Consider the following 19,583-nt stretch of genomic DNA (forward strand, 5'->3'; position numbering starts at 1 on the left):
TCGGTTCCTATTTTATTACCAAAACCAAAATGAAAATGAGATTATTCACGCTACGCAGTACATTTCTCTCCCTCTGGCTGGCCCTTCTGCTGATTGCAGGTAATGCCATCGCACAGGACAGGATCATCAAAGGGAAGGTGACAGCGGCTGATGGCGCCGGTATCCCGGGCGCCAGCGTCAGGGAGAAGGGCAAGCCTGGTGGCGCCTTCACCGATACCAACGGCGAATTCACTATCAAAGCCAGCGGACCTGGCGCCGTACTGGTTTTTTCGTATGTAGGTTATTTATCCCAGGAGGTAGCCACAGGCGCCAATACCTTCTTCAATATCTCTTTACAGGAAGATCACAAACGCCTCGACGAAGTAGTGGTAACGGCCATGGGTATACGTAAAGAAGCCAAACGCCTCGGCTACTCCGTACAGGAAGTAAAAGGCGCCGACCTCGTAAAAGCCCGTGATGCCAACCCGATCAACTCCCTCTCCGGCAAGGTGGCAGGCCTCTCTGTAGGCGCCAGCCCCGAAATGCTCGGCCGCCCCGACCTCGTACTGCGCGGCAGCAAAGACCTCCTCTTTGTAGTGGATGGAGTGCCCATCAACTCCGATACCTGGAACATCAACCCCGATGACGTAGAATCATATTCTGTATTGAAAGGAGCTAACGCCGCCGCCCTCTATGGTTTCAGAGGTATCAACGGCGCCATCGTCATCACCACCAAACGCGGCACCAAAGCGGCCAAAGGATGGCAGGTAGATGTGAACAGCAGCACCATGTTCGAAAAAGGATTTCTCGCGCTGCCACAGATACAGGAAGAATATGGCCGCGGCACCAACTTCAAATATTCTTACGGCGATCAACTGTACGATAACAACCAGCGCCTGCCCGAATGGGGACCCCGCTTCGAAGGTCAGCTGGTGAAACAATTCGACAGCCCCTGGGATCCGGTGAACCGCGTGAGAACCGCCACCCCCTGGACCGCACGCGGTAAAGATAACTTCAAACGCTTCATGGAAACAGGCGTGATCAATACCAATAACATCTCCCTGTCCTCCGCCACCGACCGCTCTGATATCCGGATATCCGTATCCAACATGAATCAGAAAGGTATGAACCCCAATACCAAGCTGCATACCTATGCACTGTCGCTGAGCGCCGGCTACAAGATCACCGATAAACTGAAGATCGAAGCCAGCGCCAATATCAACAAACAATATTCTCCCAATATCCCCGATGTGAACTACGGGCCTAACTCTTACATCTACATGTTCCAGGTGTATGGCTCCGCAGATTATAACATCGACGATCTGAAAGATATCTACAAAGCGCCGCAGGGCGTGCCGGGCCTGATCCCTTACGCACAGGAATACGGCCGTGAGAACAGCGCCTGGTTCATCGCCAAAAAATGGTTGCGCGGCCATGATAAAACCGATATCAATGGTTATATCAAAGCCAGCTACAAGTTCAACGACGCGCTGGACCTGAGCCTCCGTACCCAGATCACTACCTGGAACCAGGTAAGAACAGAGCAGGTGCCTGCCGGTACTAACCTCAACACCTATACGCCGTGGTATTACTTCGGCTGGTACGGCGATTACCGCGAAGACCGCAGGAACCTCTTCGAAAATAATACAGACCTCATCCTGAATTATAATAAGAAGATCAGCAAGTTCAATATCTCCGGTCTCGCCGGCGCGAGCATGCGCTCTTTCACTTATAACTCACTCTGGGGTACTACCAAAGCGCTGGCAGTGCCGAATGTATACTCGCTCACCAACTCCAAAGAAGCTTATTCTTCTTTTACCTGGGGCTCTAAAATGCAGGTGTACAGCGGGTTCTATTCTATCGACTTCACCTACGACAAATTCCTGACCCTGTCGCATACCGGTCGTGTGGATCATGTATCTACGCTGGCAGATGGTTATAACACCTTCTACTATCCTTCGGTATCGCTCAGCTCTGTGATCAGCGATTATGCGCACCTGCCGGAATTTATCTCCCTGTTGAAGATACGCGGCTCTTACGCCAACGTGAAAGGCGCGCTCACTTCGCCCACTATAGCCTCTGCTTTCACCAGGGTAACAGGCCAGAGCACTAACGCCAAGCTGGGATATGGTACTGACCTCTATACTTCTTATGATGGTCCTACTTATGCCAACCAGATGGCATATAACAATAACAGCTATTACAATAACAACCCTTCAGTGGACTTCTCCAACGTGATCGCTGATCCTACACTGAAGCCTTTCACGGTGAGTTCTTATGAAGCCGGCGCCGACCTGCGCCTGTTCAATAACAGGCTGGGCGTGGACTTCACCTACTTTACGAGCCTCAATGGTCCGCAGATATTTCCTTTTGGCATACCGCCATCTTCCAGCTACGACAAACGTAACGAGAACGCCATCACTACCCGCAAGAAAGGTATAGAGATCGCGCTTACCGCTGCGCCGCTGCGCAATCCGAACGGCCTGAGCTGGGATATCGGTATCAACTACGCTACCTACAAAGAAACGCTGGACCGGATCAACGACCATGATGAAGCGATCGCGCTTAACAACCACGTTTACCACAAAGGCGAAAGGATGGATGCCATCTATGGCGCCGGCTTTGTACGCGACCAGAGCGGTAATGTAGTGTACAGTGGCGGTTTGCCGCTGCGCGCGCCTTCCGATATCAGCAACAACGTGTTCCTCGGACATGCCAATCCTGATTTCACTTTCGGTTTCACCAACCGTTTCTCTTATAAAAATTTCACCCTCAGCTTCCAGATCGATGGCCGCATCGGTGGCAAGATCTATGACGAAGTTTATAAAGATGGTATGAACGGCGGTACCGCGCTCGCCAGCGCCAGCGGCGACTTTGGCACTGCGCGCCTGGCCGACTGGCAGTCTACCAACGGTGGCACACAGGCGCCTTCCGGTCACTATATAGCGGATGGCGTGAAGATCACCAGCGGTACGCCCATCTATAAAGATGGTCAGATCACCAACTACAAAGACCTCACTTTCGCTAAAAACGATGTAGCCACCACCGTACAGAACTTCATCTCTTCCGGTATCGGTAACGTCACCGAATACTGGATGGTAGACCGCTCTTTCGCGAAACTGCGCGAAGTAACGATTGGTTACTCATTGCCCGCCAGACTGCTGGGTGGCAACCGTTTCATCAAATCGGCTACCTTCTCGCTGGTAGGCCGCAACCTGCTGTACTGGGCAAAACGTAAGGATATTGACCTCGACCAGTTTGCATCCGGTTATAATGATACCGACCGCTCACTCAACAATGGCGGCGTTCTCCAGAGCATGACTGCCAGAAGGTATGGCTTTAACATCAATCTCAGTTTCTAATTTCTTTAAATCATCAGTATGAAGATATCATTCAAATATATCGCGGTGGTAATGCTGGCAATCGGGTCGGTGATCAGCGGTTGCCAGAAAGGGGACTTGCTTTCCGATCCCAACGTGGCAGCAGAAAATGCGCCTGTGCCGGTATCCCTGATCCTCAATCACATCACCGCCAACCTGCTGCGGGAAGAGGAACCAGTGATCTCCACGGTATACCGTTACAACCAGAATATCGTTTCCAACTATTCTTATTATTTCGGCAGCAACGCCTACAACTGGTCCAATACCAATCATACCTACGATATGATCCGCTATTGCAACCAGCTGGAAATACAGGCGAAGCGCCAGTATAACAACACTACCAACGTGTATTTCGCGCTCAGCAAGTTTTTCAAGGCCTATGCCTATATCTGGCTGTCGCAGCGCGTGGGAGATATCCCGATGTCACAGGCGGGCGATGTGAACAACCTTGCACCCGCTTACGACAACCAGCATGATGTATACAAAAACTGCCTGGCCATGCTGGATACCGCCAATACCATGATGGGTACCCTGATGAACACGCCCGGCGTGCCTGCCAGCAAGGTAGACGCCAATGGCGACATCTTCGGTCTTACCTACCTGCAATGGCGCAAAGTGATCAATACTTACCGCTTGCGCGTATTGATCAGCCTGAGCAAACGTGCAGACGACAATGCAGACCTCAACATCAAATCGCAGTTTGCCACTATCTTCAACAATCCTGCACAGTACCCGGTAATGACCTCCGGCGATGATAACATGGTATACCGTTATACCAGTGTTACCCTGTATCCGCCAAACCGCTCTGGCAACGCGCCGTATAACAACTGCGCCAATATCAGCAAAACCTTCTTCAGCGTAACGGCGGCGTATAACGATCCGCGCGTGTTTGCCCTCACTATTCCTGCGCCGGCGCAACTGGCTGCTGGTAAACAGGTCAGCGATTTTACCGCTTATGTGGGAGAAGACAACGGGAAATCGCAAGGGCTGATGTCGAGCTTCTCTGCTGATGGAAAATATTCTTCGTTGAGCTATAACCGTTATATGTCATCTGCTTCAGGCGCCAATGCGGAGCCCTATATCGTGATCGGCTATACGGAGTTGTGCTTCAATATCGCGGAAGCAGCCTACCGTGGCTGGATCGCGGCGGACCCGGCCACCTGGTACCTGAATGGTATCAATGCATCGATGAAATGGTATGGCCTCTCACAGGGGCAAACACTCACCATCGGCAACGTGGATGGCTCCAAACCCAATCAGGGTACTGCCGTTGTTGACATCGCCGGTTTCCTCGCCAATCCTAACGTGGTGTACAATCCGGTGAATGGTCTCAACCAGATCCTGACGCAGAAGTATGTAGCCTTCTTTATGAACTCCGGTTTTGAGGCTTACTACAACTGGCGCAGAACAGGCATTCCGGCTTTCAGCCAGGGTGGCGCAGGCATCGGTACCGCCAGCAATATGATCCCGCTGCGTTGGCAATATCCGCAGGACGAGATCACCTACAATAACAATAACTACAAAGCGGCCGTAAGCAGCCAGTATGGCGGCACGGACGATGTGAACGCGAAAATGTGGCTGATTAAATAATTTACGGATTTGCGGATTTTTTGATTTACGGATTGAGACAAATCCGTAAATCAAAAAATCCGTAAATCCGTAAATAATTACTTTATGGAGAAACTATATCATATCTCTGAAGACCCGAAGATCAAATGCTTCGAGCCGCGGGATCAGAAGGTGTTCGCTATTTCTGGCGAGCTGTTACACAACTACCTGTTACCAAGGGATTGCCCGCGCGTAACCTACTATTGCGGCCCGCAGACTTCCGCCACTGACCGTGCCCTGTTCTTTGGCTATAGCACCGCTAATTATATTGTGGCCGTAGAATCGGCCTGGCTCAAACGGATACAACAGGCCATCATCTACTGTTATGAATTTCCGGCAGATGATTTCTTCCTCTTCGATCCCTGCGCAGGATATTACATCGCGCAGAAAGCGATCACGCCATTGCAGGTGAAGCCAATTTACAATGTGATGGAAGAGATGCTGAAACGCCAGGTGGAACTGCGTTTTATGCCATCGATCACCGGCCTCGCCGATGCGGTGAAACATTCTTCGCTCAATTTTTCGCTCATCCGTATGCAGTATGCCAAACAAGCCTGAGTCACTTTAACATCTGACGCGTTTTCAGCAGCGCCTCTTTATAGCGGCGGCTCATGTAGATCATGTGCCCGTTATTAAGCGTCACGTAATTCTCTGCGGTATTGATCTCTCTTACTTCGTCGAGGTTGACGATGAAGTTGCGGTGTATACGTTGAAAAAGCGCTGCGGGCAGCATATCCATCAATACTTTGAGGGAGTGGAAAACGAGGAAACGCGCATCGCGTGTGATAATGCTGCAATACTTGTCATCTACCTCCACAAAAAGGATCTCCTTCACGGGCACTTTCACCAGGTTATTCCCTTTCTTGATAAAGAACTCCTGTTGCGTAACGGCGGCAGCGGTTTGGCTGGTGGTGAACAGGCCAGGCTGCGCTACCAATTTTTCTATGGCCAGTTCCAGGGTGAATTGCAGCTCTATTTCATTGAAAGGTTTTACCAGGTAAGCAAAGGGAGTGGTTTTCTTTGCTTCCCCGAATGTTTGCCGGTCGGTGATGCTGGTGATGAAGATGAAAGGCTTGCGGAGCAAGGGATTTTCGTTAATGGTTTGTGCAAATATAAGTCCGTCTGCCGCGCCATTCAGCAGGATATCGATGATCACCAGGTCGGGCGGCGCTTTGTAAAATTCCTGCAAGCCACTGGCGAGAGAGCCGGCTACGGCGGTAACGAGGTAGCCGTTGCTTTCCAGTAAGCTGCGGAGATAGTTGGCCTCGCGCTGGTTATCTTCTATGATGAGGATACGGATCGGTTCCATGGTGTTCAGGCAATAGGTAAAGTGATCAGGATGAGGGCGCCTGTATGGGAGGCAGGGGCGGTAATGCTGCCCCGGTTCATTTGCAAGAGGTAGTGACATAGCCACAAACCGAGGCCAGTGGAGGGTTCGCCGGCGGTGCCGCTTCGCTGTTTCTTTTCATTGATCGCAAACAGGTTGGCACGTGTTTCCGGCGGAATGCCAATGCCGCTGTCTTGTATGCGGAGCTGTGCCATACCGTTTTCTTCGGTGGCGCTGATGCGGATGATTCCCTTGTTCGTGTATTTGACAGCGTTACCCATCACATTCCTGAGCACTGTTTTTACCGCGTTGATATCCGCGTGGATCATCAACTCCGGCGGGATAAGCGTTTCCAGCTGGTTGTGTTTGCGTTGCAATGCGGGCTTGAGATCATGCGCTACCTGTTGTACAATGGCTGCCAGCGGCAGTTGTTCCGGGTGAAAAGGGTAGCGGCCTGATTGTATCCATACCCATTGCATCAGGTTATCAAGGAGGTGCTGATATTGTTTCAGTTCCGCCTGCATGGTGTGGAGGTTCTCTTGTAATGCTGGTTGGTGGCGGTTTGCCAGGAGTTGTACATTTTCGTTGGCGAGCAGTTGCAGGGAGAATACAGGCGAGCGCAGATCATGCGCTACTACAGAAAACAGTTTCTCCCTCGTTTGCAATAATGTTTCCACTTGTGTTTTCTGGGAGAGGATCACGCGGTTACTTCTGACCTTCTGGCGTACGGCGAGCAGGCTGATGATACTAAGCGCCATGAAGGAACCTGCCGCCACGAGGAAGGTATTGCGCTGCCATCGTTTTTGTTTGATCTCGGCCAGCTGCAACTGGCTCCTGTGCTGCATGTTGACTAGTTCCTGCTGTTTAAGTGCGAGGGCGGTATTCTTCTCTTTCTGTGCCAGGTCCCATACTTTATCGCGGTTCCAGATACTGTCTTTTACCTGCAGGTATGCTTCGAGGTAGTTAGTGGCTGCATGGTAGTTGCCCAGGTTTTTCATGGCTACAAAAAGATTGTAGCTGGCATTCTGCTGCACGGCCAGGCTTCGTTGTTGCTGTGCGAGGGCCAGGCTTTTTTTCCAGTAAGGGATGGCTTTTTTATCGAGGTACTGTTCATAGTACAGGTCCCCGATATTGAGGTAGGAGGTAGCGATGCCGGTGGTATCGCGCAAGGCTGTTTCGAGCTGCAGGCTTTTCTGGTGGAAGGTTTCCGCCTCCTGATATTTTTCCAGGTACAGGTAGCACAGCGCGGTATTGTTGAATACCGTGCGTTGCAGGCTGGCGCTGGTATCGAAGCCGGGCATGCGTTGTATGGCGGCATAGCAGGTGAGCGCTTGCTGGTATTGCCTGGCATTGAAATACAATACGGCAAGATCGGACCGGGCTTCGGCAGCTAGTGGGAAACGTCGTTCCCTTGCAATGGCGATGGCTTGTTGTAAAGCGGCTGCGCCTTTCTGTGGCAGCTTGCCGCGCAAGTAGATGTTCCATTCTATCAGGTGCGCAAGATACAGGAGCGTATCGTCAGGCTGTTTTTCCAGTTGGTCGATCGCTTTGAGCACATGCGGCAGCGCCTCGTTGTATTGTTGTTGTGCCAGCAGGCGATGCGCCTGGTGGTACCGGGTGGCGAAGGGCAGCATACTGCCTTGCAGCGGCAGGAACAGCGGTGAGCGGCACACATAGCAATGCGCACGGAACTGCTGCTCCGCGAGCCGGGTATTGAGGTTGTTCTGCGCCGTCGCCGGTGAAATGCTGCCTAATAACAGGAACGTATAAACGAAAATCAGTGAGCGCATTTCGTTACAGATAGGTTATGAGCTGGAACCGTCTTTGGGCATGGATATAGTCCCGCGCTTCGGGCCACACTCGTCTGGCAGGTCATCCGTGACCTGTATCAGCTGAATGGTGGCATCTAGCTGTACGTCGAATGAAATCAGGTAAAGATAGTTGCCTGGAAGTACGTCGGGTACAGGAGGATTCAGTGGAGAGATACAAAAGTTGGCCGCGATCAGCTCCTGCGTGCATGGGGCATTGTCTCCCCGTGTGATATGGATATTATCGATATCTGCGATCGGTAAGGAACAGATAATATTCACGTGGCACGAATATTCTGCGCTGAGATACTCCGGCGGCAGTTTTTCTGCGCTCATACAGAGGACATTCACGGAACTTACCAGTGGACCAGACAAAGGCGTGATCTTGACGCCTTCAACAGTGGCAAAGGGCATAGGATAATTTTCCTACAATATACCACATTCCCATCACCTGCGCGCCATTGCTTCCACATTTTCCGCCACTTGCGGTAATAGCTGCGCCACTCGGGCCAATGCCGTCAATAACCATCTCTATGACCGATAATTTTGACTTCATGATCACCGGTGATATGTCTTAAACATTTCCTAACCACCTTTTAAACTTATTTTATGGCAGACATCAAACTGAATTTCGTGAACCGTTCCAACGACAGGAACAATTCCAGCATCGTTATTTTCCAGAAGAATGTAGCTACCGATTTTAACGAGGTCGCAGTGGCCTGGCGCGTGATTAAAAATTGCGGCCAAACCTGGAACCATCCTTTTACCTATCCGATGACCATGACTGTTTCCGCCAGCGACAGCTGGGGTAACTACAGCCCTCAACAGAAAGCTATCAATGGCCAGCAATTTCTGGTAGTGCAGGATAACAGCGGTGACATCCTGCGCCGTGGCTCTTTTGCCGCCAGCCCTAATGAAGTGGAAGTGCTCAACACCCTTGAAGTGGGCGCTATTGATGCCAATATCTACAAAGATGGCCGCCTGCTGGCCACCAAAACATCGATTGCTCCCGGCCAGAAGGCAGTGTTTGAATTTAAACCCACTATCTGGATCGGTGTGGTATCACAAGTGGAAGAGGGCGAGATAATGAACGCCGCTATCCTTTCGCAGGTGAATACAGAGCTGTCACTGTTCGGTCTTGTCAGCGCTGATATCGTGATGACGGGCGGCGGCCCTGGCCCCGATGCCACCGGCTTCCAGTTCACGTTGCAGAACCAGCAATACGCCTGAAAATAACGATGCCTTTTCTCCGGCAGGATACCGCAACGGTATCCTGCCGGATCACCTTCAAACAGCAATGTTATGGCTACATTTATCATCAATAACCTGATCAAGGTGATATCGCAATACATTCCTCCCTCACTGCCCGCAAATGAGGAAGGGATGGTCAGTTGCGGGATCTATTATCCGCTCAAGGCGCTGCATCCGCTGGTAACCGCATCGGTGGCCCTTCACCAGATGCAGGATATTGATACTTCCGCCGGCGATGGCTTCCTCATCAAAGGGAGCCTGTGTGTGATTGCCAAAGGAGAGGAGATCATCCTCACCGCCAATCTCTATTATGGCTATCACGAAAATCCCGCTATGCAAAATCATTTCGATGGCACGCTGGCTATCTTCGGCGACACGCCTCCCGATCCGCCTGCGCCTCCCGATTATAGCCCTGGTAGCGACTTCCCCGATGAAATAAATGTGGTGTCGCCGCTATTTCCGTACATCTACCTTGAGCCCTGGCCAGCGGTGGACGAAGCGCAACTGCGCCTGCATTTTGTACGTTACCAGCCTGCAACAGATCCACCGGATTCCTTGTACCAACGCATGAAGGCTGCATCGCTGCGACAGGAAAAGATAACCTTGTGCGTGGCATTCCTCAATGCCGATCCATCTTTCAAAGATCAATACTATAGCGGGTTACAGGACATACCTTTTCCATTTAATATTTTCCCTTCGCTCTACGACCAGCTCACAGACAGGATACCTCCCGATGTACAGGAATACCGCCAGATGATACTATCGCTCACCGGACAGGCTGCGGAAGAAGTGCTACAGCTGCCAATCTGGGCAGAGGTGCAATACCGCGTATGGCAGAACTATTTTGCGCTCGTAGTGATCAATGGCTTCCACATGCCCTTCCTGGTGGAGCTGAATAAAATATTGCTGATCCTGCATCTCATCGAATGGCTGGTTGCTGATCTGCCGGTTGACCCTGAACACCTTGATCGCTTGCTCACTGCCACCATTATTTTACCGGAGATATTTCCCTTGCCGCCCGCTGAAACGCAGCAGGATAGCGCCATTCAGCCGTATGCCGTTGGGCGCCTCAACATGGTAAAGTACCAGTTGTGCCGCTACCAGGCCGGCGAGATCGCGCGCATGGAAAATGTATTGAAAGGCGAATGTAAAAAGTTATTGCACCGCCAACGTCATCAGCAGCAGGAACATACTTCGGAGCATACCCTGCATCAACAAACCGATGCGGCCGATGTGCGGGAAACCACACAGGACCTGTTCATCGAAGCCAGGAAAACACTGGCCGATTATATCAAAAAAACTACCTACCAGGATTTTAAAACCACCTACGGACCGCCTACCGTGGCTACGCTCAACGGCTCATGGCAGGAAGAAATTACACCCGTGCATCCGGAAATGAAAGACACAGACAGTTTTGCCAAAGCGGTGCTGAATAAAACCCTGCACCGTATCAACGAACAGGTGAGCCGGAAACGTTCTTTCGTGCATTTACAGGAAGAAGAAGATGTAAGCGTAAGCGTGATCGATAACCGGCAGGCAACAACACATCTGCGCGCGATCTACCGCTGGGTGAATAAAGTGTATCGCATTCATGTGGAGAATTGCGGCTGCCGTTTTCTGCTGGAAATAAATATCGACCGGCCCGCTGCCGCCTACATTGCATCCCAGCAAACACTGAATGGCATTGACTTACGGGCTCCCAAAACATTGAAGGAGCAGCAAGTGCTCAGTTATAAAGATATTACGGAAGACAATTATGCCGCACTGGCAACGGAGTATGGCCTTACCGATATCCTGTTGCCTCCGGAAGAGGAAGTTGACGCCGCTGTATTATTGAAGCCGGGAGAAACAGAGAAGTACGTGCAGGTGCCGGCAGGCTATGCTGCCCGGGAAGCCCGGGTGTCGGCGGTCTTTGCATCGGATACACAAGAGAAAAGCATCGCAGGCCTGGTGAGCAGTTACCTCTTCTCCCTGAAAAGCGGAGATGAACCTGTTACTATCCACATGGGGCAGGAAACAGGATTGTTGCCGGTGGCTGCTGCTGGCGTGGTGTGGGCCACCGCGGGCAACGATTATATCATCACGGCGAAGATCACCTGCGAGTTGCTGGCTGGAAAAAAAGACGAGTGGAAAACGCGGGTATACCAACAGCTTTCGCTGGCATATGAAAAGAGGCAATCGGCCTATATAGAGGAGCTGTCGCGCATGACGAAAGAGAACGATGCTGTAAATCCTTTGCTGCTGCGACAGATAGAGCAAAGTGTTTTACGACAGGCTTGTACCGGGTTGTTGCAGCAGGTGGCGGTGAGCAATGAAGGCCAGTCTGCATTTACGGCCGATGCCAGCCGCTATCAGCAGTTCTTTGCGGAGGCGCTGGAATGGCAGGAGATGAGCTACCTGTTCAGCGACGCGCCCGCCGCCTTCAGTTATGCGCTGCAAGGGCGCGACGATTCGCTGCGGCCTTTCCTGCAGGCGGCCACCGCACGCGTATTTATACCGGTGCATCCAGCATTCAATTTCCAGTTCCTGTATTTTCTTGGATGTGGCGCCTTGTGGAATGGCCGCTGGCCCTTTGTTCCGCTAAATGATACGCAACACAACCGAAGAACGGCCTTGCTGCTGCAACAAGTACAACAAACTACAAACGCCATGCAGCCTGTACGTAGCTGGGAGCTGTCTCTGCCCACCACTATGCAGGTGATACAGGAAAGCAACCAGTTACCATCATTTATCGATCATTAAAAAATTTGTTATGCACCCTGCACCTGCTTACCCCCTTACACTGATGCCCGCAACATTGCCGCCAGGCGCGGTGGTGGCCTTCGCCGGCAAAGTAGCCGATACCGTTGCGCCCTTTGAAAGCATCATCGCCAGTTATGGCTGGCTCATATGTGATGGCCGTTCGCTCAAAATGGCCGACTATCCCGTTCTCTACCAGGTGATCGGCACATTATATAATGCTAAAGATGATCCGGCAGACAGCTTCCGGCTGCCGGATTATCGCGGCCGTTTTCTAAGAATGGCGAACATGGATGCGCCACCTGCCTACGGCGATCCTGATACGGCTGAACGCCAGTTGTATAACGGCACACAGGATAGCGGCATCGGTTCTTTACAGGATGATGCATTGCATGACCATACGCATTTTTATCCGCTTATAGGCGGCACGCCGGGCAAAACAGGCAAGAGCCCTGAGAAAGTAATACCAGTCAGCATCGATGTGCAGACAGATAAGGTAGATAATGAAAGAGGAAGGATAAAGCTGAGCCAACACGAAACGCGGCCCCGGAATATTTATGTCTATTATATCATCCGGTTTATCTGAGCAACAACTCCGCATAAAAATCAGGAATAGGGCTGGCCATGATACCCGCTGCCGTAGCGGCAATATCATAATTCACTTTCGTTAATTGATAATGTATCTCCTCATCGTTCGCAGTGATGCGCAGATAGGTAGCTTTACCGTCGCCTTCCTTGGTTCTGCCGCAGGAGCCGGTATTGATCACCAGGCCCTTTGCTAAAGTACGGATATAGGAATGGTGGGTATGCCCGCAGATCATCACATCTGCGTGATGGGTTTGCAGCATCGCTTGCAAGGCAGAGGCATCGTGGTTTTCATAGAGGTATTCGTCGTTGCTGGCCGGACTGCCATGCACCAGTAAAAAATTTTTTCCGCCCAGGCTGAAACGCATGCTGTGCGGCAATTGCGAGAGGTAGCTGCGGTGCGCGGCGTGGATGGTAGCCTTGGTATGGTTGATGGCGGCTATTCTTGCCTGTCGCTCTTCTTCGCCATGCTTTTGCAGCGGCAGGATGGGCAGGTCGAAAGCGATCCTTTCATCATGATTGCCCATGATGGTAGGGATGTTGCGCGCACGTATGAGGTCAATCACTTCATTATGCCAGGGGGCGGCATCGGTGAGGTCGCCCAGGCAGTAGGTCTCATCTGCGCCGAAGGCGCGTATATCTTCCAGTACTGCTGTTAATGCCGGCAAGTTGCCGTGTATATCGCTGATGATCGCTATGCGCTTTTCCATAGTACGAAAATACAATAAAGCGGATGGTATTATTGGCCGGTTTAACGGTACATTTTGTTTTTTTAGCGAAAAGGCTATCTTTGTTTTTATATGTTCATACATATGAACAAATAAAATTCTACACGCCTTTTATATGAAATACAGATTCCACGCCTTGTTGCTGGGCTTGTCGCTATGCGCCGCACAGGTGCATGCACAGGAAGAGCAAGCCAGAGATACGGTTGTTAAAGACATCATCGTCGTTTTCAAAACTCATTTTGATATTGGCTATACCGATTTTGCAGAGTCAGTGATCCAGAAATACAGCACCACCATGGTGCAGCATGCATTGGAAGTGGTGGACAAGAGCAAGGTGTTGACGCCTGACCGCAAATTTGTTTGGACGGTATCCGGATGGCCTATGGAACAGATGTTGCAACGCAGCGAGCCGGCCTTGCAAGCAAAAGCCTGGCGCGCCTTTGCCAATGGTAATTTCGCGGTGCATGCTTTGCCTTTCAGCATGCAAACAGAATCCGCCGATCCTGAAATGCTTGTGCGCGGCATGAACATCGCCTCTCATCTGTCGCGGCAGGCACATCTGCCACTGCCCCGCGACGCCAAGATGTCGGACGTACCCAGTCATTCCTGGGTACTGCCTACTTTACTTACACATGCCGGCGTAAAAATATTGCACATCGGCTGCAACCCCGCCTCGCAATCGCCGCAACTACCTTACCTCTTCTGGTGGCAGGGCCCCGACGGATCAAAGCTGATGACCATGTACTGGGCCAAATATTACGGTACCTCCCTGCTACCGCCCGCGGGCTGGCCGCATAAAACATGGATGGCGCTGATGCAAACCAATGACAACGACGGCCCGCCATCTCCGCAGGAGGTGGACAGGATCATCGCCGAAGCCCGGAAACGCGCGCCCAATGCCCGTGTGCGAATAGGTCGCATGTCCGACTTCTACGATGCCATCATGAAAGAAAATCCGCAGCTGCCCATCGTAAAAGGTGATATGCCCGATACCTGGATACATGGCTTTATGTCCATGCCGCGTGAAGTGAAAAGCAACCGCAAGGTGGGCGCCGATATCACGGCACTGGAATCCCTCAACACGCTTTACCGCTGTTGGACCAGCAAAGGCTACAGCCTGCATGCACCACTGCAACGCGCCTACGAAAATAACCTGCTCTTCAACGAGCATACCTTTGGCATGGCCATGAGCCACGCTGGCAGCGGCGCCTGGGCCTATGGCGATGCCTTTACACAACAACGCGCACAAGGCGTGTACGATGACCTGGAAACATCCTGGAAAGAAAAAAGTAACCGGGTGTTCATGGCAGAGAACAGCGTTACGCCTTATCTCCGTCGCCAGCTCCGCGAACTGGCGCAGGAATGCAAGGTGGCCGGCAAAAGGATATTCGTCTACAACCCGCTGCCCTGGCAGCGCAGCGGCCTCGTGACTTTACAAACAAGTACCGACTGGAATCCCGGCAATGCTGTGAAAGATATTGCCACCGGCGAGATCATCCCGGTATCCAGTCGTGATAACGTGATACAATTTATGGCGAAAGATATTCCGGCATCGGGATACAGTAACTACGTACTGCTCAATGATACGCCCGCCAGCACTGATTTACAGGTGAATGCCGCCACGCATACGCTGGAAAACGCTTACTACCGTATCCAGCTGGACACTGCCCATGGCGCCATCGCATCCATCATTGAAAAAAGCAGCGGCCGCGAACTGGTGAACCACAATAGTGAATATGGTTTCGGGCAATATGTTTACGAGCGCTTCAGCAAAGCCGACGCTGATAACTATACTGCACGCTATGTAAAAGCCTTTCACACCGAATGGGCAGATGCAGAGCTGGGGCGGCCCAAGCTCAGCGCGGGTCCGCATGTAACGGTGAAAGGCGGCAGCGCCAGAACCGCTTTCACTATCACGCCTGTAAGCGCAAGCGCCACCATGTTCTTTGAACCAACAGCGCAAATGCCGCACCGCTACAGCATTACCATTACCTTGCATGCCGGCTCGCCCGATGCGGAGCTGCTATGGAGCATCAACAGCAAGCCTGCGGAATCCTGGCCGGAGGCAGGCTGGATCAGCTTTCCATTGAATGTGGAACATCCTTCGTTTAAACTGGGCAGGCTGGGTGGCATCGCAGATCCTGCCACTGATTTTGTAAAAGGCAGCAATCACGACTACGGTTTTTTACATACCGGTATGGCGGTGATGGATAACAAGGGCGCCGGCGCCAGCATCTCTTCTCCCGATGCCCCGGGCCTAAGTCTCGACAGGCCCGGCCTCTGGCAATATTCCCCGGATTTTATCCCACAACAACCCAATGTGTTCATCAATCTTTATAATAACTTGTGGAGCACTAACTTCACGGAATGGGTGGAAGGGTCCTGGTCGGCCAGGATATACCTGCGCGGCATAGATCACTATGATGCCGAACAGTCCCTGATTACACCGGCAGCGGAAAACCGCTTCCCGCTGCAAGCCGTGCTGGTGAACAATAAGGGCGGCCAATTGCCTGCGCGTGAGCACGGCGTGCAACTATCCATGAAAGGAGTGATGATCACCGCCTTTGCCGAAAACCCGGATGGGGAAGGAACCATCCTGTGCTTATGGGAACAGGCGGGCAACAATGGCCAGTGTACCGTTACCTTACCGGCGCATCATCCTTTCAAGACCGCCTGCTATTGCGATCTGCGCGGAGAGCCGCTGGGCAAGCCTTTCGCGGTGAGCGACAAAATAACAGTGAACATACACGCCAACGAACCTGTCAGCATTTTATTGAAATAAACATATGAAGATCACTACACGCTTTCTTTTCTTTTTACTACTTGCTTGCTGTCAGCATGCATTTTCACAGGCCCGCTATACCGCCTGGGACTCGCTGGCGCTCACCCCGCCGATGGGTTGGAACAGCTGGAACTTTTTCGAGGCCCGCGTAAGCGAGCAGGTGATCAAAGATATGGCCGATGCCATGGCCGCCAACGGCATGAAAGCCGCCGGCTATCAATATCTCGTGATCGATGATCATTGGGTGGGTGGGAGAGATAAACACAATCAGCTCTATCCCGATCCGGAGCGCTTCCCGCATGGTATGAAATACCTCGCGGACTATGTGCACGGCAAGGGGCTGAAGCTCGGCATCTATTCAGATGCGGCGCCGCTCACCTGTGGCGGCGTTACCGGCAGCTACAACTTTGAAGAAGAAGATGCACGCACCTTCGCAGGCTGGGGCATCGATTTCCTGAAGTATGATTATTGCAATGCGCCGGAAGATGTAACTACCGCTTTCGCGCGCTACGCGCGCATGGGCGATGCATTGAAAAAATGCGGCCGCCCGATCGTTTATTCTATCTGCGAATGGGGCCCGCGCAAGCCCTGGCTCTGGGCGCGCGCCGCCGGCGGCCACCTGTGGCGCACCACCTGGGATAGCCGCGATGTATGGGAATCGCACAATACCAATCTCACCGGCATGATGGAAATATTCCGTCAACAGGAAAACCTCGCGCCCTATGCAGGCCCCGGTGGCTGGAATGATCCCGACCTGCTGATGGTGGGCCTGTATGGCAAAGGCTCCTCTTCCTCTGTAGACGGGCGTTTCAAAGGATGCACGACTACCGAGTACCGCACGCATTTTGCACTCTGGTGCATGCTCGCCGCGCCGCTGATGGTGAACATGGACCTCAGGACCATCGATGCGGAAACGCTGCGCCTCCTTACCAACAAGCAGCTGATCGCCATCAACCAGGATGCCTTGGGCAAACAAGCTACTACCGTGTTGAAGAGAGATAGTTTGCAGGTGCTGCTGAAACCCTTGCAGGGCCATGCTTTCGCGGTATGTGTGTTTAATACTGCCGCCAGTAATGCCGCTTTCGATATCCAGCTGAAAAAAGACCTTGACCTCTGGCAACCTTTCCGTATACAGGAAGTATGGAGCGGCAAAAATGTAAGCGCGCTGAAAGGCACGCTGGCGGCGCATGATTGCGCGGTATATATTTTGGAAGAGGGGCAAAAATAATAGTGGTTATAGTCAATTTAGTTGTTGTAGCGCGGTGATCACGGCGCTATCTTCGGAACAACAGTTTTTTCGATCACGCATAATTGGAAATTGGATGAATGCCGGACGTATTGTGCTGGGGACAGCAGGCCTGGGAGGCGTTTGGGGCAAGATAGATGCAGGGGCTTCTGTCCGCGCTATACTGTTGGCATTGGAAAACGGCATCACGGCGATGGATACCGCGCCCGCCTACGGCGATGCGGAAACATTGCTCGGACGGGCCTTGCGGCAATGGCGCGGCGCAGCGCCGCTTATCAGCACCAAGGTAGGCAGGCTGCGATCATATGCGGCAGATGAGGCGCAGTATGATTATAACGCAGCGGCCATGCTCAACAGCCTGCACAACTCCCTGAAAACACTCGGTGTAGAAGCCCTGGATACCGTGTTCCTGCACGATCCCGAGGCGATGCCGCCTGCATCGGCAGAAGGAGCGATCACCGTGTTGCAGCGGCTGAAGCGGCAAGGTCTCACGCGGCGCATCGGCCTGGGTGGTAATATCCCGGCATGGCTGGAATCCTATATTGCAGCCGGCATCTTTGATGTGATCATGGAGTTCAACCGCCTGAATGCGTGTCGGGCGCCCGCTTTGAAAGACCGGCTGCCGCAATGCCGCCAAAGAGGTATGGATTATTTTGCTGCCAGTCCGCTCAACATGGGATTGCTTGGCAGCAATTATACTGCCTGGCAGCAACAGCCGCCCGCCTGGATGGATGCCCGCACATTGGCCACTGCCAGGGCTTTGCAAAGTATCGCTGCTGCGCAGGCCATGCCGCTGTCTGCGCTCGCGCACCGTTTCCTTTTATCCGTTCCGCATGATTTCAGGATCGTGATCGGCGCATCCAATAGTGAGGAACTATCGGGCACGATGGCGGAACTGGGCCAGGGGCCGTTGCCGGAAACTGTTTACCGGAATATATTGGATTGTCAACATGCTAAATTGATGTAATTGTATACTATCGACCAACAGATCATCAACATCATCCGTGTGCAGCTGCGGGAGCTGAAACCCGCACCGGCAGTAACACCTATACAAGATGCCACCATGGGGCCTTTTCCTGCTTTTGGCCTGGCATTGATCACACTGGAAGACGAAGACGGATATATCGGCGAAGCGCCGGTATATGGCAGTTATAACAACATCCTTGAAAACTGCCTGCTGCCCATCCTGCTGCACAGCCACAAGGCGCCATATCAGCAACTATACACGCAGTTATATTGGTCTATCCGCAACGAAGGCTTCAGGGGGCCGGCAGCAGCGCTGGTAGGACAGATAGATCTTGCCCTGCACGATCTTGCTGCACGCCGCGCAGGCGTACCTTTGCACCGTTACCTGCACGCACAGCGCAACACTGTAAAAATGTATGGTAGCGGCGGCGGCACCAACTACACCTTACAAGAGCTGGAAAAAGAAGTGCGCCTTTTCACAGATGCCGGCATAGATTGCTACAAAATGAAAGTGGGCAAGGCTTTCGGCACGGTGATGAAAGAAGATATTGCCCGCGTGAAGTTCGTGAGAAGCCTTTTAGGCAAAGAGATAAGGCTGGCAGTAGATGCCAACCAGATATGGACCGGCGAACAGGCATTACAATTTGCAGAGATGGCGGGAGAAGAAAATATCGCCTGGTTCGAGGAACCGATCCACTCCGCCGCATTTGAACAGATCGGCATCCTGTGTAAAAACACTTCGCTGAAAATTTCCTTCGGTGAATCCGAACGTACATCCCGCCTGTTTCCTACCTTGGTGAGCATGGGCGTAAAGCACCTGCAACCGGTGCCCAATCATCTCGGCGGCGTGAAGGAGTGGATGGAAGTACGCGACCTCGCCGCAAAAACAGGAGTGGACTTTTCTTCCGGCGGCTACTCTTTATTCACCGCCTCGCTGATGGCGACGGCGGACGAAGCCTGCGAAGTGGAATACATGTATTCCATCATGCGGGGACTGGAACAATATTTCAGCGTATGCCCCGAATGGAAGAAAGGACATTTCGTATTGCCGGAAATAGCAGGCCTGCCTGTACGGGTCGACTGGGAGCGGGCGGCGCGCGATAATAAAATTGTGAAGCATTGTAATTGGGACAAGCAGAATGTCAAAAAATATTTGCCAATTGTATCATTATGATCTTTAAGTT

General features: G+C 52.2%; 14 protein-coding genes. 10 read left to right on the plus strand and 4 right to left on the minus strand.

Annotated features, from left to right (window positions below; genetic code table 11):
- Positions 1–35: 35 nt before the first annotated feature.
- The 3 genes from FPG75_RS06425 (at position 36) to FPG75_RS06435 (ending at position 5,525) form a co-directional block, all read left to right on the plus strand.
- The gene (locus FPG75_RS06425) at positions 36–3,341 is read left to right on the plus strand and encodes a SusC/RagA family TonB-linked outer membrane protein (RefSeq protein ID WP_161596692.1); all 3,306 of its coding nucleotides are present in this window, start codon (positions 36–38) and stop codon (positions 3,339–3,341) included.
- A gap of 18 nt (positions 3,342–3,359) precedes the next feature.
- Positions 3,360–4,949: a SusD/RagB family nutrient-binding outer membrane lipoprotein gene (locus FPG75_RS06430; protein WP_143305941.1), complete on the plus strand. Its 1,590-nt coding sequence runs from the start codon at positions 3,360–3,362 to the stop codon at positions 4,947–4,949.
- Positions 4,950–5,033: 84 nt separating this feature from the next.
- A complete protein-coding gene (locus tag FPG75_RS06435) occupies positions 5,034–5,525 on the plus strand; it encodes a DUF6886 family protein (RefSeq protein WP_143305942.1) in 492 nt (163 codons plus the stop codon).
- 1 nt (position 5,526) lies between these two features.
- On the opposite strand, the gene FPG75_RS06440 is transcribed toward FPG75_RS06435, so the two are convergent.
- The 3 genes from FPG75_RS06440 to FPG75_RS06450 are packed head-to-tail and all read right to left on the minus strand — an operon-like array spanning position 5,527 to position 8,516.
- The gene (locus FPG75_RS06440) at positions 5,527–6,276 is read right to left on the minus strand and encodes a LytR/AlgR family response regulator transcription factor (RefSeq protein ID WP_161596693.1); all 750 of its coding nucleotides are present in this window, start codon (positions 6,274–6,276) and stop codon (positions 5,527–5,529) included.
- 5 nt (positions 6,277–6,281) lie between these two features.
- The gene (locus FPG75_RS06445; RefSeq protein ID WP_143305944.1) at positions 6,282–8,084 is read right to left on the minus strand and encodes a sensor histidine kinase; all 1,803 of its coding nucleotides are present in this window, start codon (positions 8,082–8,084) and stop codon (positions 6,282–6,284) included.
- A gap of 15 nt (positions 8,085–8,099) precedes the next feature.
- Entirely contained in the window at positions 8,100–8,516 is a 417-nt protein-coding gene (locus tag FPG75_RS06450) for a hypothetical protein (protein WP_143305945.1), read from the minus strand.
- Positions 8,517–8,711: 195 nt separating this feature from the next.
- Between FPG75_RS06450 and FPG75_RS06455 the strand changes: the two genes are divergently transcribed.
- From FPG75_RS06455 to FPG75_RS06465, 3 genes are all read left to right on the plus strand, one after another.
- A complete protein-coding gene (locus FPG75_RS06455) occupies positions 8,712–9,332 on the plus strand; it encodes a hypothetical protein (RefSeq protein WP_143305946.1) in 621 nt (206 codons plus the stop codon).
- 72 nt (positions 9,333–9,404) lie between these two features.
- On the plus strand, positions 9,405–12,095 hold the full coding sequence (locus FPG75_RS06460) for a hypothetical protein (RefSeq protein WP_143305947.1): 2,691 nt from the start codon (positions 9,405–9,407) through the stop codon (positions 12,093–12,095).
- Between the two features lie 10 nt (positions 12,096–12,105).
- Complete coding sequence (locus FPG75_RS06465) at positions 12,106–12,678, plus strand: phage tail protein (RefSeq protein ID WP_143305948.1); 573 nt, start codon at positions 12,106–12,108, stop codon at positions 12,676–12,678.
- Here the strand turns inward: FPG75_RS06465 and FPG75_RS06470 are convergent.
- A complete protein-coding gene (locus tag FPG75_RS06470) occupies positions 12,671–13,387 on the minus strand; it encodes a metallophosphoesterase family protein (protein ID WP_143305949.1) in 717 nt (238 codons plus the stop codon). The two genes, FPG75_RS06465 and FPG75_RS06470, sit on opposite strands and share 8 nt — an antisense overlap.
- 133 nt (positions 13,388–13,520) lie before the next feature.
- Between FPG75_RS06470 and FPG75_RS06475 the strand changes: the two genes are divergently transcribed.
- From FPG75_RS06475 to FPG75_RS06490, 4 genes are all read left to right on the plus strand, one after another.
- Positions 13,521–16,187, plus strand: a complete 2,667-nt coding sequence (locus FPG75_RS06475) for a glycoside hydrolase family 38 N-terminal domain-containing protein (RefSeq protein ID WP_143305950.1) — start codon at positions 13,521–13,523, stop codon at positions 16,185–16,187.
- A 4-nt stretch (positions 16,188–16,191) separates the two neighbouring features.
- Positions 16,192–17,415: a glycoside hydrolase family 27 protein gene (locus tag FPG75_RS06480; protein ID WP_143305951.1), complete on the plus strand. Its 1,224-nt coding sequence runs from the start codon at positions 16,192–16,194 to the stop codon at positions 17,413–17,415.
- Between the two features lie 94 nt (positions 17,416–17,509).
- Positions 17,510–18,400, plus strand: coding sequence for an aldo/keto reductase (locus FPG75_RS06485; protein WP_161596694.1), 891 nt, complete (start codon positions 17,510–17,512; stop codon positions 18,398–18,400).
- The gene (locus tag FPG75_RS06490) at positions 18,401–19,573 is read left to right on the plus strand and encodes an enolase C-terminal domain-like protein (RefSeq protein ID WP_143305953.1); all 1,173 of its coding nucleotides are present in this window, start codon (positions 18,401–18,403) and stop codon (positions 19,571–19,573) included. It abuts the gene before it with no gap.
- Positions 19,574–19,583: the final 10 nt, after the last annotated feature.

Origin of the sequence: Chitinophaga vietnamensis (assembly GCF_902167635.1) — a bacterium.
In the GTDB taxonomy this organism is placed as follows: domain Bacteria; phylum Bacteroidota; class Bacteroidia; order Chitinophagales; family Chitinophagaceae; genus Chitinophaga; species Chitinophaga vietnamensis.

Excerpts from the sequence above, each read along its gene's own strand:
- FPG75_RS06425 (WP_161596692.1), top strand. The coding sequence starts at position 36 with ATGAGATTATTCACGCTACGCAGTACATTTCTCTCCCTCTGGCTGGCC.
- FPG75_RS06455 (WP_143305946.1), top strand. The coding sequence starts at position 8,712 with ATGGCAGACATCAAACTGAATTTCGTGAACCGTTCCAACGACAGGAAC.
- FPG75_RS06430 (WP_143305941.1), top strand. The coding sequence starts at position 3,360 with ATGAAGATATCATTCAAATATATCGCGGTGGTAATGCTGGCAATCGGG.
- FPG75_RS06485 (WP_161596694.1), top strand. The coding sequence starts at position 17,510 with ATGAATGCCGGACGTATTGTGCTGGGGACAGCAGGCCTGGGAGGCGTT.
- FPG75_RS06460 (WP_143305947.1), top strand. The coding sequence starts at position 9,405 with ATGGCTACATTTATCATCAATAACCTGATCAAGGTGATATCGCAATAC.
- FPG75_RS06435 (WP_143305942.1), top strand. The coding sequence starts at position 5,034 with ATGGAGAAACTATATCATATCTCTGAAGACCCGAAGATCAAATGCTTC.
- FPG75_RS06465 (WP_143305948.1), top strand. The coding sequence starts at position 12,106 with ATGCACCCTGCACCTGCTTACCCCCTTACACTGATGCCCGCAACATTG.
- FPG75_RS06450 (WP_143305945.1), bottom strand. The coding sequence starts at position 8,516 with ATGCCCTTTGCCACTGTTGAAGGCGTCAAGATCACGCCTTTGTCTGGT.
- FPG75_RS06470 (WP_143305949.1), bottom strand. The coding sequence starts at position 13,387 with ATGGAAAAGCGCATAGCGATCATCAGCGATATACACGGCAACTTGCCG.
- FPG75_RS06440 (WP_161596693.1), bottom strand. The coding sequence starts at position 6,276 with ATGGAACCGATCCGTATCCTCATCATAGAAGATAACCAGCGCGAGGCC.
- FPG75_RS06480 (WP_143305951.1), top strand. The coding sequence starts at position 16,192 with ATGAAGATCACTACACGCTTTCTTTTCTTTTTACTACTTGCTTGCTGT.
- FPG75_RS06445 (WP_143305944.1), bottom strand. The coding sequence starts at position 8,084 with ATGCGCTCACTGATTTTCGTTTATACGTTCCTGTTATTAGGCAGCATT.
- FPG75_RS06475 (WP_143305950.1), top strand. The coding sequence starts at position 13,521 with ATGAAATACAGATTCCACGCCTTGTTGCTGGGCTTGTCGCTATGCGCC.